13 protein-coding genes are annotated in these 17,786 nt (G+C 41.0%); 1 reads left to right on the top strand and 12 read right to left on the bottom strand.

Annotated features, from left to right (window positions below):
- Positions 1–23 precede the first annotated feature (23 nt).
- Positions 24–596: a phosphoribosylglycinamide formyltransferase gene (gene purN / locus OK344_RS02420; protein ID WP_265143274.1), complete on the bottom strand. Its 573-nt coding sequence runs from the start codon at positions 594–596 to the stop codon at positions 24–26.
- Between the two features lie 16 nt (positions 597–612).
- Positions 613–1,602, bottom strand: a complete 990-nt coding sequence (gene purM / locus OK344_RS02415; protein WP_265143273.1) for a phosphoribosylformylglycinamidine cyclo-ligase — start codon at positions 1,600–1,602, stop codon at positions 613–615.
- Between the two features lie 292 nt (positions 1,603–1,894).
- Here purM and OK344_RS02410 point away from each other — a divergent pair, with 292 nt between their 5' ends.
- The gene (locus tag OK344_RS02410; RefSeq protein ID WP_265143272.1) at positions 1,895–2,770 is read left to right on the top strand and encodes a DUF808 family protein; all 876 of its coding nucleotides are present in this window, start codon (positions 1,895–1,897) and stop codon (positions 2,768–2,770) included.
- A gap of 73 nt (positions 2,771–2,843) precedes the next feature.
- Here the strand turns inward: OK344_RS02410 and OK344_RS02405 are convergent, their stop codons facing one another.
- The 10 genes from OK344_RS02405 to OK344_RS02360 form a co-directional block, all read right to left on the bottom strand.
- Entirely contained in the window at positions 2,844–3,380 is a 537-nt protein-coding gene (locus OK344_RS02405; protein ID WP_265143271.1) for an NADPH-dependent FMN reductase, read from the bottom strand.
- A gap of 54 nt (positions 3,381–3,434) precedes the next feature.
- A complete protein-coding gene (locus OK344_RS02400; RefSeq protein WP_265143270.1) occupies positions 3,435–4,148 on the bottom strand; it encodes a pirin family protein in 714 nt (237 codons plus the stop codon).
- Positions 4,149–4,547: 399 nt separating this feature from the next.
- Positions 4,548–5,933: an MFS transporter gene (locus OK344_RS02395; protein WP_088467752.1), complete on the bottom strand. Its 1,386-nt coding sequence runs from the start codon at positions 5,931–5,933 to the stop codon at positions 4,548–4,550.
- Between the two features lie 20 nt (positions 5,934–5,953).
- Positions 5,954–6,478 carry a nuclear transport factor 2 family protein gene (locus OK344_RS02390; protein ID WP_265143269.1) on the bottom strand — a complete coding sequence of 175 codons (525 nt, stop codon included), beginning with the start codon at positions 6,476–6,478 and terminating at the stop codon, positions 5,954–5,956.
- 33 nt (positions 6,479–6,511) lie between these two features.
- Positions 6,512–8,371 (bottom strand): glycoside hydrolase family 13 protein, encoded by a 1,860-nt coding sequence (locus tag OK344_RS02385; RefSeq protein WP_265143268.1) that lies wholly within the window; start codon positions 8,369–8,371, stop codon positions 6,512–6,514.
- 67 nt (positions 8,372–8,438) lie between these two features.
- The gene (locus OK344_RS02380; RefSeq protein ID WP_265143267.1) at positions 8,439–10,595 is read right to left on the bottom strand and encodes a glycoside hydrolase family 97 protein; all 2,157 of its coding nucleotides are present in this window, start codon (positions 10,593–10,595) and stop codon (positions 8,439–8,441) included.
- 135 nt (positions 10,596–10,730) lie between these two features.
- Positions 10,731–12,161, bottom strand: a complete 1,431-nt coding sequence (locus OK344_RS02375; RefSeq protein ID WP_265143266.1) for a SusE domain-containing protein — start codon at positions 12,159–12,161, stop codon at positions 10,731–10,733.
- Between the two features lie 37 nt (positions 12,162–12,198).
- Entirely contained in the window at positions 12,199–13,329 is a 1,131-nt protein-coding gene (locus tag OK344_RS02370) for a SusE domain-containing protein (protein WP_265143265.1), read from the bottom strand.
- Positions 13,330–13,347: 18 nt separating this feature from the next.
- The gene (locus OK344_RS02365) at positions 13,348–14,910 is read right to left on the bottom strand and encodes a RagB/SusD family nutrient uptake outer membrane protein (RefSeq protein WP_265143264.1); all 1,563 of its coding nucleotides are present in this window, start codon (positions 14,908–14,910) and stop codon (positions 13,348–13,350) included.
- 10 nt (positions 14,911–14,920) lie between these two features.
- Positions 14,921–17,785: a SusC/RagA family TonB-linked outer membrane protein gene (locus tag OK344_RS02360; protein WP_265143263.1), complete on the bottom strand. Its 2,865-nt coding sequence runs from the start codon at positions 17,783–17,785 to the stop codon at positions 14,921–14,923.
- Position 17,786 lies beyond the last annotated feature (1 nt).

Raw genomic sequence — 17,786 nt, 5'->3', positions numbered from 1 at the left:
TACTTTTTATTAGATCTTTTCTTTTACTTTTCTGTTTTCTGCAAAGCCAGATTTATAGCTTCGGGGAAAATATTATATTCAATTTGATGAACTTTTCCTGCCAAACTTTCAACCGTTTCATCAGGTGAAATTTCAAATGATTTCTGAAGGATAATTTTTCCTTCATCAATTCCCGATGTCACAAAATGTACTGTTGCACCGCTTTCTTTTTCTCCGGTTTTTAAAACTGCTTCGTGAACATGATGCCCCCACATTCCCTTTCCGCCAAATTTAGGCAGCAATGCAGGATGAATATTGATAATTTTCCCTGAAAAACGCTCGCAGAACTCTTTACTTAAAATGGATAAAAATCCTGCAAGAATGATAAGATCGGTATTTTCGGGAAGCATTTCGGATAGTTTTTCCGAGAAATCTTTTCCTCTTTTTATCAAAATATTTTTAATCCCGTGTTTTTCTGCGCGCTGCAATCCAAAACATTCCCGGTCTGCAACAACCAAGGTGACATGTGCGTTTGGAATTTCTCCGTTTTGGGTGCAGTCGATGATTCTCTGAAGATTTGTTCCGCCTCCCGAAACCAAAACAACAATGTTTTTCATTAAGATGCTGCAGCTATTAATTCAGAATTATTTTTTCGGCACCTTCAGTAATTTCACCTATTTCGTAGGCGTCATCAAGAAGATCAAGCACTTTTTCTGCGTGTTTTTCGTTCACTACGATTACCATTCCAACTCCCATATTGAACGTTCCGAACATTTCCAATCTGTCAATATTTCCTCTTTTCTCCAGCTCCATCATTACGCTTGGAATTTTAATTTTAGAAGTATCAATTGTTGCACAAAGGCCGTCGCCTAAAATTCTCGGCACATTTTCGATAAGGCCGCCGCCGGTGATGTGCGCAATACCGGAAACTTCAATTTCTTCCAGTAATCTGTGAATCGGTTTATAATAAAGTCTTGTAGGGACAAGAAGTGTTTCGTAAAGCGGTTTACCTTCAAATTCCTCATTAAAATCAGGGAAAATTTTTCTCACCAAAGAAAATCCGTTGCTATGGAAACCGGAACTTGGTAATGCGATGATTTTGTGTCCGTTTTTAATTTTCGAGCCGTCGATAATTTCATCTTTTTCGACGATACCGACACAGAATCCGGCAACATCGTAATCGCCAGGTTTGTACATTCCCGGCATTTCTGCTGTTTCACCGCCGATAAGTGCGCACTCGTTGTCTTTGCAGGCGTTCACCATTCCCATCACGATTTCTGCAGCAATTTCGGAATCGAGTTTTCCACACGCTAAATAATCCAGGAAGAAAAGGGGTTTTGCGCCGTGACATAAGATATCGTTGGCACACATCGCAAAACAGTCAACCCCAATCGAATCGTATTTTTTTGAATCCAGGGCAACTTTCAGTTTGGTCCCAACACCGTCGGTACCACTTACAAGTACAGGATTTTTGTAACCTGCAATCTGGTAAAACGCGCCGAAACTACCCAGGTTGTTCAGTACATTTTTGTTATGGGTTTCAGCAACTGCAGTTTTAATTTTATCAACTGTTTTGTAGCCTTCTTCTTTGTCCACTCCGGCTGATTTATAGGTATTGCTCATGATATAATTTAAGATAAGCGGTTTGAAGTTTAATGATAAAAAAAGCCGACAATCATTCAGACGTCGGCTCATAATTAATTTATTTCGGCGAAGATTTCACTTCCAGAACTTGGAATTTTTCTTTTGGGGAATGTAATCTCTGCGGTTTCAAAGTGTAAAAATTTTGTTCTGCGAAAATAAGATTTTAAAATGAATTTAAAAAATCATTGGTGAAAAAAAGCAGATTTTGACTATAGTAAAAGCGTATATATTGATTCAAATGGTTATTTTTGTCTGAACTTAAAACAAAAATATGGCTTCAGGTTTTTTTGCAATTCTGGATGATATTGCAGCTTTGATGGATGATGTAGCAGTAACATCTAAAATTGCGACCAAACAGACCGCAGGAATTTTGGGCGATGACCTGGCAGTGAATGCCGAAAAGGCGACCGGATTTCTTTCTTCAAGAGAAATTCCCGTGCTTTTAAAAATCATGAAGGGCTCGTTTATCAACAAACTGATTATTGTGCCCATTGCTTTTTTACTTCAGGTTGTGTATCCGCCTGCAATTAAGGTTATTTTAATTTTAGGCGGACTGTATCTGGCGTATGAAGGTGTTGAAAAAGTGATCGAATATTTCTTCCACCGCCAGAAAAAAGGGCAGGAAGTCATAAAAGAAGTGGAAGAACCTTCAATGGATGGCGAAAAAGCTGAAGCTGCAAAAGTAAAATCTGCCATTACCACCGATTTTATTCTTTCGATCGAGATTGTAATTATTGCTCTGGGAACAGTTCTGGATAAGAGTCTCCTGATACAGATCATCACGGTTTCAATTGTCTCGATCATTGCAACGGTAGGCGTTTATGGAATTGTAGCATTGATTGTGAGGATGGATGATGCCGGTTACAAACTCATGAAGAGATCAAATGAAAAAGGATTTTTTAACAGTCTAGGCGAAATTCTGGTTAAGGCATTGCCCATCGTCATCAAAATCTTGGGCGTTGTAGGAACGATTGCGCTAATCCTTGTATCCGGCGGAATTTTCGACCATAATATTGATGTTCTTCACCATTTTTTACCCGATGTTCCTGAAATGGCCAAACAGATTCTTTATGGAACGGTTGCCGGTTTAATTATGGTTCCACTTGTGTTTGGTGGCAAAAAAGTGTATGCCATGGTGAAGAAATAATCTTCTTTGAATTATAATAAAAGAGCAGCCTTGATGACTGCTCTTTTTTTGTGATGAATGTGTAAGGCTGTATTTATGAAAAATGTGCTTTCACGGCTGCTAATTTTTCATGGAATTCTGCTTTTTTCTCTTCATCAGTAATTCCTTGGCCTTCTTCAAAGCGTTCTTTAAAATTAGGCAGCGAAAAATAAGCAATCACATTAGCTCCACTGAAAGGAGCACGTTTCAGGAACACTTCTATGACATTTTTTCCGCCACCGTTACCTGGAGCTGTTGCCATCAGGAAGATGGGTTTATCACCGAAATGTTTGCGGTCTTTAATTCTGGAAACCCAATCGAAGACATTTTTAAAAGCCGCAGAATAGACAGAATTATGTTCCGCAAGAGACATCAAAATAAGATCACTGCCGTCGATTTTTGATGCAAAATCTTTTGCCAGCTGCGGAATTCCGTTTTCCAGTTCTCTTTCATGCTTGTAAATCGGCATTTCAAAATCGTTAAGATCCAGAATTTCGACATTATCATCGGGGAAGAATGAAGCGGCAAAAGTCACGAGTTTTTTATTGATGGATACCTCGGAATTGCTTCCGGCAAAAGCTAATATTTTCATTTTTGAGGTTAAGGTTAAGGTTAAGGTTAAGTAAATTTTGATAAAGATAATCAATTATAAAACCATGGGAACTTCCATCAGTAAGATTTCGGAATCTTCCAAAGCTTCAAGTGTAAATTTATCCGTTTCCCAGATTCCAAAACCGTCTCTCGCTCCCAAAATCTGATCTCCGATTTTCGCTGAACCTTTCAGAACGAACACATACACACCGTTTCCTGGCTGGTGTATTTTGTACTCTTTGGCATTTCCTTTTTCAAATTTCGCCAGATTAAACCAGGCATTCTGATGAATCCAAACACCTTCGTCATCGGGATTTGGAGAAAGAATCTGCTGAAAATCGTTGATTTTTTCGTTTTCTTTGATGCTGATCTGGTCATATCGCGGGCTAACATTCGTCTTGTTTGGAATTACCCAAATCTGCAGAAATTTTACGAACTCATCTTTGTTTTTGTTGTATTCGCTGTGCATTACACCGGTTCCGGCGCTCATGACCTGAATTTCTCCATTTCTGATCACTGCGGTAGTTCCCATGGAATCTTTATGCTCCAGATCGCCTTCCAGCGGAATAGAAATAATTTCCATATCGCGGTGAGGATGCGTTCCGAAACCCATTCCGTAAGCGACCTGATCGTCATTCAAAACCCGTAAAACCCCGAAATTCAGTCTTTCCGGATTATAGTAATTGGCGAAACTGAAGGTATGATGGGATTTCAACCAGCCATGATCGGCGAAACCTCTGGTATCTGCTTTATGATAAACCGTTTTCATTTTAATATTTTTATTGGTTTGTTGATGCAAAAATAGAACAACTGAACGGCTAAAACATTGATATAAGATAAGTTCATGATGTGGTAAAGCTGACCATCAAAACCTTATACGGGTATTTTCTTTTGGGTGTGGTATGTGAGCGTAGAAAATATTGACTACGAACGCAAGAATCTTGTTTCCTTACACAACAACGTTATCTGCGGTGACAAAAATTGAACTTTCGTAAGCAAGAATGTGAGTTACAGCTGCGAAAATGTGGTTTCGTAAGACAAGAATGTAAATTTCAGGTCTAAGATTCATTTGAAACAGTACAAAGAAAAATCCTTAAAGTTTTTGAGGCTTTAAGGATTTTAGATTTATGTTTTTATTGTAGAATCTGCCGACTTTGCGGGACTTGGATTAAAAATGCACCTGCTGAATTTCTTCTTCCAGTTCTTTATCTGATTCTTTGCCTTCACCTTTAATTAAAAACATGGTTACGGCTGCAGCAATTATCAGACAAAACCCGCCTACCACAATATAATCGATGGACATGTTGCCGAAAAGATTTTTAACGATAGGCCCGCCGAATATTCCGTTGAAAATCTGAGGAATTACAATGAAAAAGTTGAAAATCCCCATATAAACGCCCATTTTTCTCTGCGGAATGGCATCGATGAGCATTGCATAAGGCATTGCCAGAATACTGGCCCAGGCAAATCCCAGCCCGATCATGGAAATCCAAAGCATACCGGTATCTTTAATAAAAAACATGGATATTAAGCCAAAACCTCCCGAGAGTAAAGCTAATGCATGAGTCTGTTTCTTTCCGATGGCTTTTGCTATAGGCGTTAATAAAAATGCAAACGGAATTGCAAATAAGTTATAAAGCCCAAACAAATGTCCGGTTAAATCACCTGCTTTATTAAATTCCGCAGACTGCGTATCTTCGGGAGAAAGTCCGAAATGATGGGTAGCTAGAGCACTGGTGGTAAATACCCACATGGTAAACAAAGCAAACCAAGAGAAAAACTGCACGGCACCCAATTTTTTCATCAGTGGTGGGATGGTCGCAAAATCCTTAAACATATCCGAAAACTTGGAACGGTGTTCCGTACCTTCTTCCCGGCCCTCGAACTCAGCAAATTCCTTTGGTGAGTATTCTCTCGTCGTAAAAATGGTGTATAAAATAGAGGCAATTAAAACAGCTGCACCTATATAAAAGGCATAGATTACATTATTGGCTACATAACCTTCAGCCGCTACATTAGAAACGCCCATCTTGGTGAGCCAGTTGGGCATTTCGGAACCGATGACTGCGCCGATACCTATCAGAATCGTCTGGATAGAGAAACCCAGCGTGCCCTGATGTTTCGGAAGCATATCTCCTACCAGCGCGCGGAAAGGTTCCATGGCAATATTCACGGAAAAATCCATCATGGCAAGGAAGATTACGGCCAACAACAATACATTGGCTGCGATGAGATGGGTTACAGAAGCCGCGTTTGGCAAAAGAACCAAACCGATGGCGCACAAAACCGCACCAATGAGGAAGTAAGGTTTTCTTCTTCCGAGCGGACTCCAGGTATTATCGCCCATGTGACCGATGATGGGCTGAACGATTAATCCGGTAATGGGTGCTACGAGCCAGAACCAGGAAAGTTGGTGCACATCAGCACCGAGGTTGGCGAGAATTCTGCTCGCATTTCCGTTCTGCAGGCCAAATGCCATTTGGATGCCGAGAAACCCCATACTCATATTGATAATCTGAGCGATACTGAGGTTGGGTTTTATTTTTTTAGCCATAACTTAATGAATAGGAATATTTAATTTTTCTTTAATTCTGAAATTAATGCGTCCTCGATTGGCGTTTTTATTTTCACTACCTCATCGATGACCTCATTGGGAACTGTGGTGGATAAAACATACTGCCGGATTTTCCATTTGCCACCAATTTTTTCCAAGACGCCGGAACCGCGGCAGATTTTCATCTGGGTATCTAAAACCTCATCAAACCATGCATAGTTGCCGTCTTTGCTGAAAGTGATGCTTCTTTTCAGGGAAGTAAAATTCCAGGCTTTGCCTTTGTCAAAAAAAGGTTTTGCCCAAGCCATAAATTCTTTTTTGTTCCAGACTTCGGTGGCGTCGGTACCAATGAACGTGGATTCTTCCGCATACAGATCGAAATAATTTTTGTAATCGGCGGTTGCAGCGAAAGTATTGAGATCGTCGAGAACTTTGCTGATGTTTTTCTTCTGCACATTTTCGTAAAAGCCTTTATTTTGGGCTGAAAGTGTTACTGAAAATGTAAAAAACAGCAATAGGACTGTGATAAAATTTAGTGTTTTCATAATCATGGTTTCTAAACTTACAGCGGCGTAAGATTATTTCAATTCTAAAATTAAAGAAGATTTTCCTGAAACCGTCAATTTATTTTTTGAATTTACCACAAAATCTTTTCCGGAGATGATATCCTTTCCTGCAGAAACTCCATCTAAAGACTCCGTGAAGCGGTTCAAATCAAGAGTCTGTGCTTTTTCGTTATTGTTAATCACGACCATAACTTTCTCCTTTTCGTTATAACGGAAATAGACATATACCTTTTCTTTCGGCATATAATGTTTTGTTTTTCCGCTGTGGATCACGTCTTTGCCTTTTCGCCAGGTTAAAACTTTTTGGGTAAAATCATGATAATCCTTCTGCTCTGCCGTGCGCGTCTGAGGATTGAAAGCATTCTGTGAATCCCCTTTCCACCCGCCGGGGAAATCTCTTCGGATATCGGCATCGCCTTTGGATTTTTCTCCACGCATTCCGATTTCAGAGCCGTAATAAATCTGCGGAATTCCGCGAACGGTGGAAATTAGAGTTAAAGCCATTTTGTAGTAACGCAAATCGCCGTTGAAGATTTCGTTGAATCTTTCCGTATCGTGGTTTTCGAAGAATACGAGGATGTTGTTGATGTCCGGATACAGAAAATCGTTTCCGAAGGAATTGTAAATTTTAATCATTCCCTTGTCCCAGCTGTCTTCTTCTTTCAGTGCTGAAGGCAGATCGGTATAAAGGGTAAAATCCATAACGGAAGGAAGATTAGAGTTGTAACCATCGATCTCACCGATTTTTGAATCTTTCTGCCAGTAGGAAACATGCGCCGGATTATACATCCAGGCTTCTCCCACAATATTGAATTTCGGATATTCGTCGGTAATCGCTTTGGCCCATTTTGCCATGGCCACTTTATCGTTGTAAGGATAGGTATCCACGCGCAGCCCGCCAAGTTCGGCATATTCAATCCACCAAATGGCGTTTTGGGTTAAATATTTCAGAACCAAAGGATTGCTTTGATTTAAATCAGGCATTGTGGTATCAAACCAACCGTTGAGCGCTTCCTTTTTATCGGTATCTGCCACGTTGGTATCAAACTGCGAAGTGGTTCGGTAATTGGATCGCTTGAAACCATATTTTCCTTCACCGTCCGGGAACTGATGAATCCAGTCTTTGGTGGGTAAATCCTGAATAAGCCAGTGCGAAATTCCCCAGTGATTCGTCACATAATCCTGAATGAGCATCATGCCGCGTTTCTGCAGCTCGCGCGAAAGTTCAAGATATTCTTCGTTGGTACCGTAGCGTCCGTCGATTTTGTATAAATCGGTTTGGGCGTACCCGTGATAAGAAGTTTGCTTCTCATTATCTTCGTTTGCCGGTGTAAGCCAAAGTGCCGTTGCGCCAAGATTTTTCAGATAATCCAGATTGTTGATGATTCCCCGCAAATCGCCGCCGTGTCTTCCGTTTGGTGCATCGCGGTTGAGTTTATCAGTGAGGTTTTTCTGTGAATCGTTAGAAGGGTCACCGTTTGCAAACCGGTCTGGCATGATGAGATACATTACATCTTTCGAGGTGAATGAATTTCTGTCCGCAGAACCAGGCTTTCGGTTTTTGAGTTCGTAATTGTAGGAATACCGTGTTCTGTTCTTTTCCTTAAAATTAATTTTAAAGGAAGAAGTATTGATTTCGTTGGTATTTACGGTAATAAAAACATAATTGGGATTTTCGGTTCTTGTGAGATCTTTGACCTGAACATTGTCGGATAATTCTACAGAATATTTTGAAATATCTTTCCCGTAAACTAGAATCTGAAGTTCAGGGTTTTTCATTCCTTTCCACCAGAAGGCGGGCTCCACTTTCTGGATTTGGGCAGATGAGAAAGAAAAAACGAGGATAAAAAATACTGAAATATAGTTCTTCATTTTAAATTTTGGCTAAAGCCTTAGGTTTAGTTCTTAAAAAAACTGGCTGAAGCCCGTTTCTAATGATTTATTTTACCGGTTTCACAGAAATGGCGTATCCACCGCTTCTTGCAAGCTTCATCGGGAGTTTCGATGAACTGGTTACGGTTTTCTTATAGATTTTGTAGGATTGCGGATTGTTGATATAATCAGCATTGTCGCCATCGGCATATACGGTGGCTTCGTACTTTTTACCTTTCGGTAGGAAAGAAAAATCTACAGTGTAGTTTCTTGCATTTTCGTCGGTAATTCCGCCGATATACCACTCGTCTTTGCCTTTTGCTTTTCTTGCAGTGTGGATATAATCTCCGGGTTCTGCCGAAAGGATTTTAGTATCATCCCAATCTACCGCAACGTCTTTGATGAACTGGAATGCATCCATATGCCGGGCGTAATTTTCGGGTAAATCTGCCGCCATCTGGAGCGGAGAATACATTACAACATATAGTGCAAGCTGCTTCACAAGCGTGGTTTTTACAAATCTTTTATCTCCGGGGAAATAATAATCCAGTTTAGTCTGGAAGATTCCCGGGGTATAATCCATCGCGCCGCCCATAAATCTGGTAAACGGAAGAATGGTTTGGTGATCGGGATTATTTCCGCCAAATGCTTCGAATTCTGTTCCACGTGCGGCTTCAGCAGCGATCCAGTTTGGATAGGTTCTGCTTAAACCGGTTGGACGGACGGATTCATGGGAATTCACCATGATTTTATATTCATGTGCTTTTTCGACAATTCTCAGATAATGATTGATGGTCCATTGGGAATAATGGTGTTCGCCACGCGGAATGATATTTCCCACATAACCGGTTTTCACCGATGGATAATCGTATTTGTTCATCAGCTGGAAAGCTTTGTCAGCCCAACGTTCGTAATTGGTCGCAGAGCCGGAAGTTTCGTGGTGCATCATAAGTTTCATCCCTTTGGAATGGGCATAATCGTTCAGCATTTTGATGTCGAAATCGGGATAAGGCGTAATGAAATCGAAAACAAATTCTTTGCTGTGACCGAACCAGTCTTCCCAGCCCACGTTCCAGCCTTCAATAAGAAGCGCATCAAAACCGTGAGCAGAAGCGAAATCAATGTATTCTTTAACTTTGGTATTGTTCGCCGCGTGTTTTCCGTTCGGCGTGAGTTTAGAAAAATCAGTTTTCCCGATGTGTACATTATTAGCGGTTGAATACGACCAGTTCGATTTACCGATGATCATTTCCCACCAAACGCCCATGTATTTTGTGGGTTTGATGTACGAAGTATCCTTATATTCCGTAGGTTCGTTCAGGTTGAAAATCATTTTCGAAGCCAGAACTTCTTCGGCTTTTGGCGAAACAATGATGGTTCTCCACGGCGAAACTGCAGGGGTCTGAATATACCCTTTCGCACCCTGAGCGTCAGGAGTTAAATGTGTTTTAAATTTGAAATTCGCCGCATCAAGTTCCAGATTGGAAGCCGGATAATTAATCACAGCAGCCTCAGAAATATTCACATACAGCTGGTCTTTTCCTTCTTTTTTGAGCATTAAAGGCGTTTGCACCGCATTTTTAATTAAAGACTGTGATGCATTTCCGTCGTAGGAAGTTGGCCATTTTGCAGGAACTTCCGAAAGATTCGAGGTTTGAGTCTGATATTCCTGCGAATCGTAATCTCCGGCAAGCCACCAGGCTTTCATATCGGTTGGAAGATCGATTTCGGAATCTTCTTCGCGGATTATGAAATAATTAAGGTTTTTCTGCTCGGGGAACTCATACCTGAAACCTAAACCATCATTAAACAACCTGAATTTCACAATAATATGTCTGTCGTTTGCATCCTGATTTAAAGTTACAGCCAGTTCGTTATAATGGTTGATGTAGGATTTTTTCTCCCCCATAATTGGATTCCAGGTTTCATTTTTCGAATCGAATTTTTCGGCTGTTTTCGTAAAACCACTGTCGAGGTTTTTTCCTTTCTGGTCCTTATTTTCGATTTCGGAAGCAAACTGAATGTCGTCGTCTCTCAGCAGTCTTAATCCTAATTTTGAATCCTCAACCACAGTTTTCCCCTGATATTTAAGATTGTAATAAGGCATTCCGCTTTTGAGTTGAAAATTCATTTCGAATTTACCATCAGGGGATTTCAGAGACTGTGCGTTAAGTGCGAAACTTCCCATCAGCAGGAAAAGCGCAGATATTTTTATATTTTTCATACCATAATTTTCGAATCAATAAATTTAGAGAAATTGTGAGTAATGACCAAGCTTTTGAGCCATCATTTATCACTTAAAAACAAAAAAACTGCTGCCGAAAAGCAACAGTTTTATAAATAATTATTTGTAATCTGGTTATTGAGGCGTTAATTTATAAGTCCCCAATTTTATGTTTGCCGTGATTTTGTATAATGCACCGCCACCATCGAATTGGATGTTATCATTATCTCCTTTTGGCCCAAGGAATCCTGAGTTTCCACCGGTGTGGATATTTGCCCACTCTAAATCTCCCCAAGCCTGCTGGCCGATGAATTTGAATTGGGCTCCGTCCGGAATTGCAATCGTGTATTCGTAAACACCATCGTTAACCTGCTCCATTGGCAAAGCGTTGTTTGCATCCCACCCGTTAAGTGAGCCTACCAGATATAAGTTGGTTGGCAGTGTTGGCAGCGCAGATGGAGTTACAGTGATATCTCTGGAATTCTGATTGATTGTAATTTTGTACATTCCGGAGTTTCCTGTAAACTTCATGTTTTCATTGCCTGAAGGTACCAAATTCGCTGACCAGGTGTTGAAGTATTTGTAATCTGCATTAATACCATCTGCATTTAAACTATAGTTAACAGGTCCCCAGTCCTGCTGACCTAGGAATCTGAATTCGCCATTCTGCTCAAGATAAGTATAGATCTCTGAAATTTCATTGTCGTTTTTCAAAAGCTGCGCTCCACCTGCATTCCAGCCAACTGCTGTTCCGCCACCTACTAGATAGAAATCTACAAATGCAGGAGTGTATGGAGTCAGTTTAAAGGTGACAACATTAGACACTTTGGTAATTACCCCTCCTGCAGATTCAGTTTTGGCCGTAACGCGAATATCAACATCCGTTGTTATACCAGCGGTTAAACCTGCACCTATTGCTGCATTATTAAGTGTAAAGTTTGACACAGGAAGTTCTTTTTCGTTCTTCACCGTTCCTAAAGAGGCAAATGCTGTTGACCCTTTTGGAGCAACCTCCACCGTATAATTTACATCTACGCCGTAAGTGTAATCATTCCACATAACCGTAACTGCATTCGTTAACGGTTCAGACGAATCTAGCAAGACCGCCTGACCAGCGGTTGGTTTTGTAATTACAGGGACAGCCGAAGGATACGGAGTTACAGTAAAGCTGATTACATTTGAGACAGCCGTTCCACGTTCTACTCTTACAAAAACTTTTTGAGGAGCATACGGGTTGATTCCTGCCTGTAACATCGCAGTATTCAAGTTTCCTACTGTTGTTCTTAAGGTAGTACTTTCAGAAGTACCTAAAATTGCTTTAGTGGAAAAGTCTTCTTTAGAAGAAACCACTACCGAGTAAGCACCTGTTCCCTGAGCTGCATCCCAAACAAGAACGTACGGATTATTTTCCATCGTGGGATAAAGCACTGCTGCATCCAGCGAAGTATTTTTGAGGGTAAAAGAAGGCTCTGGAGTCGTCCAGTCTCTGTCAGCATCGTTTCTGCAGGAATTCAGAAGAATTAATGGCAGAAACAGCACGATCAAAATTTTAAATATATTTTTCATTTTTTTCAGTTATTTTAATGAACTTATAAACGGTGTTCTAAAGTTTTACAATGCTGTAAGTCCCTCTCTTGATATTCACGGTAATCTTGTATTCAGATCCGCCACCATCAAATTTGATGTTTCCGTTATCTCCTTTTGGGCCAAGGAATCCGGTATTACCGTTTCCACCGATATTACCCCAGTCAAGGTCTCCCCAAGATTTTTGTCCGAGAATCTTAAATTCAGCGCCATTGTCAAGCGTTGTTGTGAACTCATAAACTCCCTCACCAGTTTTAGTCATTGCAATTGCATTGTCAGCATTCCAGCTATTTCCGGCGACGTTTCCAACCACATAAACAGTGTCGAAATTGAAACCGGAAACTGAAGAAGGAACAATGTCTAAAGTCTTTTTATCAGCAGCTGCGTTAATGGTAATTTTGTATATACCTTCTGTGCCGGAGAAAATCATGTTTTCCTGTTCAGCAGTGTCGGGCGCAATTGTAGCAGGCCACTGGTTGAAATATCTATAGTTTTCTTTGATTCCAGGATCATTAAGACTGTAGTTTGTAGGATTCCAGTCTTGCTGACCGAGGAAACGGAAATTTCCTGGCTTCAAATAAGTGTAGATATAAGAAAGGTTAGCATCTTTATAAAGAATCTGTGCTGCACTCGCAGTCCAGTCTACAGCGGTGGCACCACCTACAAGGTAGAAATCGGGATAGGAAAGCACATAAGGAGTAATCTGTAGTGAGGTTACATTAGAAACAGCGGACATCATTTGACCTGTTCCTAAGTACGATACCACTCTTAAATACATTTTTGACGATACTGCCGGTGACATACCTAAAGCAATAGCTGACTTATTCATTTCATCTACAGTAAATGTCACCGCATTGCTTGATTCAGCAACAGTAGCAAGCTCTAATGGCTTCGTAAACTTCTCATCAGAAGAAGCTTCGACTTTATAGCGAATTTCAGTTGGAACTGAGTATGTTGCTGCTGTCCAGGTTACTGTGAGTGCCGGATTAGCCGGAAAATTCTGATCTAGAAAAAGTGTAGAAGCCGAAAGATCCATCACAATAGGAGCTGATTGATTTTCTACCATAATCAGTTCCCGGTCCTCGCAGGCTGTAATGCCGAAAAAGACCAGCACTGCAAGAAGTATTTTATATAAATTATTGGTTTTCATTATTGAATTAAATTAAAGTTAGTAACCTGGATTTTGGGTCAGATTTGGATTCGCCTGAAGCGCAGTACTAGGAATAGGAAACAATTTGTAGTTGTCCGAAATCGCAGTACCGTTCTTCACACCACCTTTCCAAGGCCACAGATAAGAACCACCTGTAAATTTCCCGAAACGGATAAGATCCTGACGACGCACACCTTCTAAACCTAGTTCGCGACCTCTTTCATTTAGAACTTCGTCAAGTGAAAGAACAGAAACAACTGGAGCTCCAGCTCTTGTACGAACCTGGTTGAAGTAAGTGATTGCCTGCCCCATTGAAGTACCTGCCGCGCCACGAACCGCACATTCAGCATAAATTAGATAAGCATCACTCAAACGGAACAGAGGGAAATCTGTAGAAGAAAAACTTGTTGCGCTACCGCTGCCGTCGGAATTCTTGTTCCAGAACTTGTCAGATGGAAACCCGTCAGTCCAAGTTTTATAATCATTCATCTCCCAATTGTGACCTGTTGACCAGAAAAGCTTTGCACGTACGTCAGTACTGCTCTGAAGACCAGCTGCAGAACCTGCAAATAAACCATACCATGCTTTAGTTGCCCGGTGACCAGCCCAACCATCTGTCGCGCCAAAATCTGCAGGCGTCATGGTATCCGTACTGATGCTTCCATTAACGATGTAAGTAGTGTTACCGAAACTCTGGCTGCTTGCAGCGTCAGCTATAAGTGGGAAGATAATCTCTTTCGAAGTATTGTTGTCAGCAGAAAAATTCTTGCGGAAGTTTCCTTCCAACTGATATCCACCTTCACTAATTACTTTACTAATATATGCGGCAGCATCATTATATCGCGGCGTTCCTGTATAAACTTCAGCATTCAGATAAAGTTTAGCCAAAAGCATTCTTGCCGCAGATTTGTTTGCACGTGCATAAGAATTTTGGGCAGGAAGTTTTCCTTCGATATCTTTAAGTTCAGATTCAACAAAAGTGAACAGTTCAGTTCTTGAAGCTTCTGGAAGCGGTGTACTCGTATTGAAAGTTTCATCGTTTACCAAAACACCTTTACCAAAAAGATCAATAAGATAATAGTAAGAAAGCGCACGTAAAAAGCGAAGCTCACTCACCACCTGATCCTTATTCTCATATTTAACGTTATCGCTCTTCATAATAAGGATAAGGTTAGTTGCCTGAGGAACGGTATAATAAATTCTGTCGTAAGCGTATTTAAAAAATTTATTATTGTCTGTCCAGTTGCTCGTAGTAGTCAACTGATCAAGACCGTTATCACCCCAACGGTTTTTCATTCCGTCTGCTGTAAAATCCTGAAGATTCACCAGTCCGCGGATAAATGGCGACTCTCCCGGGTCAGCACCGGAGATGTCAGATTCACCAGGACCTTTAACACTGGAAAGAGCGAAACTTGCATAAAGACGGGAAAGCATTCCTTCCACTGCTTTAGGATCCTGTTGCAGTATATATTCAAGTGTCATATCATATTTTGGCTCAGTATCCAGATCCCGGAGACAGGATTGCGTGGACAGCATCACTACCGCTGCAAAAGCCAATAATTTGAATTTAATATTTTTCATTTTGTTTTATTTAAAAATTAAAGTTTAAACCAATGGTATAAGTTCGTGGTCTTGGATAAAAATTGTTGTCAATCGCATTGAAATTTTCTGGGTCCAAACCTTCATATTTTGTAATTACAAATGCATTGCTCACGGAACCGTAAACGCGTAGGTCAGTAGAGTTAAATAAATCTTTGAACAAATACCCCACAGTCGCGTTGTCCAAACGCAGGAAGGTAGCATCTTCAAGGAAATAATCTGAGAAGATCACCTGGTCTGTAAGGTTAGTGAACGGAGTATTTTCAGCAAAAGTAAGAACGTTGTTCAGAGAGTTCGAGTTCTGTGGAACTGCATACTCGCGGAAGCCTTGAGACATTTTTCTGGCGTTATATACTTTGCCACCTACCTGCCCGCGGAAGTTAGCGCTGAAATCCCAGTTTTGGTAATTAAGTGAAGTGCTGAAACCATAAGTCCAGTTCGGTCTTAACGCTTCATAATAACGGTCATCATTATTAATTAAACCATCACCGTTTCTGTCGATAACAACACCTTGCATCGCATTTCCATTGTTATCATAAACCTGCTGGAATACCCAAGCTGAATAGGGCTGCCCGTTTACTGGATGATATGCAAGGCTTACCCCTGTACCTACAGGCAAACCACTGTCTGAAGCTGCAATGCTTTCGACATTTTTCAGGTTGGTCACCTCACCTAAGTTGTACGCAGCATTTCCGGAAATACTCCAAGTTACCTGGCTGTTCTTCACCGGCGTTACTGTAAGGTTCATTTCAGCACCTCGGTTGGTCATTTCACCTACATTGTCAATAAACTGGTTAGTAAGACCTTGGCCTGGGGCAAGAGGAGTCCACAAAAGAAGATCCGTTGTTTTTCTTTCATAGATATCAAAGCTACCTGTCAGGAGATTCCCACGAAAGAATCCGAAATCTAAACCTGCATTAATGGTAGTGGTTGTTTCCCACGTAAGATTTTCGTTAAACGGAAGCGCACTGTACGTACCGATTCCAGGGAAATACTGTGCATTAGAACTACCCAATGCGAATAGGGGCCTTGACGGATAAAAACCAACGAGTCCTGTAATATCCTGTTGTCCGGTTTTTCCCCAACCAAGTCTAAGCTTCAGTTCGCGTACAGCCTCTGCATCACGCAGGAAGCTCTCTTCATTCACTTTCCAGGCGAAACCTACTGCAGGGAAATAACCCCACCGCTGATCTTTCTTGAACAGCGAGGAAGCATCCGCACGGAAAGTAAGAGTAAATAAATAACGGTTTAAGATATCAATATTTGATCTTGCAATAAATGACTGCAAGTTCAGTTCATTGTAATAAGCATTTGTAGGATTGAGGTCATTATCTACGAACGGTGTTCGAACTCCTGTTGTTTCGTGATAAATATACTTGTCTTTATATCCTTCGTTCTTAAAATTTTGATAGGAGTATCCACCTTGAATAAGGAAGTTCGTAAGGAAATCCGAAACTTTTGTGTTGTAAATCAGATAGGCATCCATCGTTTTGTTGAAGATGTCTTGATGCTCGGCGTAATCTACGCCGGGGTTGAAGGTATAATCATTCGGGAACTGTGATCCACTTGGCGTTCTATAAGTCTGAATTGCATTATCTGCATAAACAGTCTTCAGATCAGAACTTGACGTTTCCATTCCTAAATTCAAGACAGCGCGAAGTTCTGGCAGGAAATGCATTTTGTAGTCAAATTCAACGTTTCCGAGTAATTTGCTCACTTTCTGCGGCGCATTTCTTTGAAGAAGAACAGCAAGAGGGTTGGTTTGACCTAAAGTTCTGTACTGACCACCCGAAAATTCTGTGTTTTGGAAGTAACCTCCGAAACGGTTGTAAGGACTTCCTGTAAGACCTGTTTGTGAAACATAAACTGGTTTTGTAGGGTCCATGTTGACAGCACCCCCAATCGCAGCACCTACATCTACCGCATTAAATTTAGATTGAGAACCTTTTAAGTTCAGATCAATTTTTAGGTGCTTATCGAAAAATGTAGGAGTAAGCTTTATCGCCTCGGTAAAACGCTCATAATCACTTGTACGCACTACACCCTCTGTGCGGTTATACCCCATAGATACTCTGATTGGAAGAGCATTCCATAGTGTTCCTGCAAGGCTTACGTTATTATCGGTAGAAACTGTAGTTCTGAAAACTTCATCCTGCCAGTTGGTGTTATAGATGGTACCCGTTTCAGTTGGATTATTTTTATCACCACCTACGCCGAGTCTCCAACTGTACTGAGGGAAATTAGTCTTGATGTAATCTACAAAATGTGAGGAATCCATCACGTCAAGATTCTTCGTTACCTCACCTACGGAAACGTTGGTACTGAAACCGACTTTCAGTTTGCCACCACCCTTCTTAGTCGTAATAATAATTACACCATTGGATGCTCTTGAACCATAAATAGCGGTCGCCGAAGCATCTTTCAGGATTGAGAAAGATTCAATGTCATTGGGGTTAATTAGGTTCAGTGGGTTTCCGACACCAGCTGGGTTACTAGAATCCAGTGGCACTCCGTCAATAACGATCAATGGGTTATTTTGCGCGTTCAGCGATGCCCCACCACGGATTCGGATGTTCGGTTTCGAGTCCGGCGATCCTCCTTCGTTGGTGATTCTAACACCTGGCGCTTTACCTGTAAGCAACTGATCTGCCGATACGATAGCACCTTTGTTAAAGTCCTTCTCAGAGACAGCCGTAACAGAACCTGTAAGATCAGACTTTTTCTTGGCGCCATAACCAATCAGTACAACCTGCTCGATGTCGGCAGTTTTAACCGAATCCGTAGTTTGTGCGTGTAACATTGTGCCCGCCAATAAAAAAGCCGGCGCAATTTTCAAAACTTTAGTATAGTTTCTCACA

The sequence above is a fragment of the Kaistella yananensis genome (genome assembly GCF_026107505.2).
Taxonomy (GTDB): domain Bacteria; phylum Bacteroidota; class Bacteroidia; order Flavobacteriales; family Weeksellaceae; genus Kaistella; species Kaistella yananensis.
The sequence above is the reverse complement of the archived record's forward strand: the minus strand, read 5'-3'. Positions and strand labels throughout refer to the sequence as shown.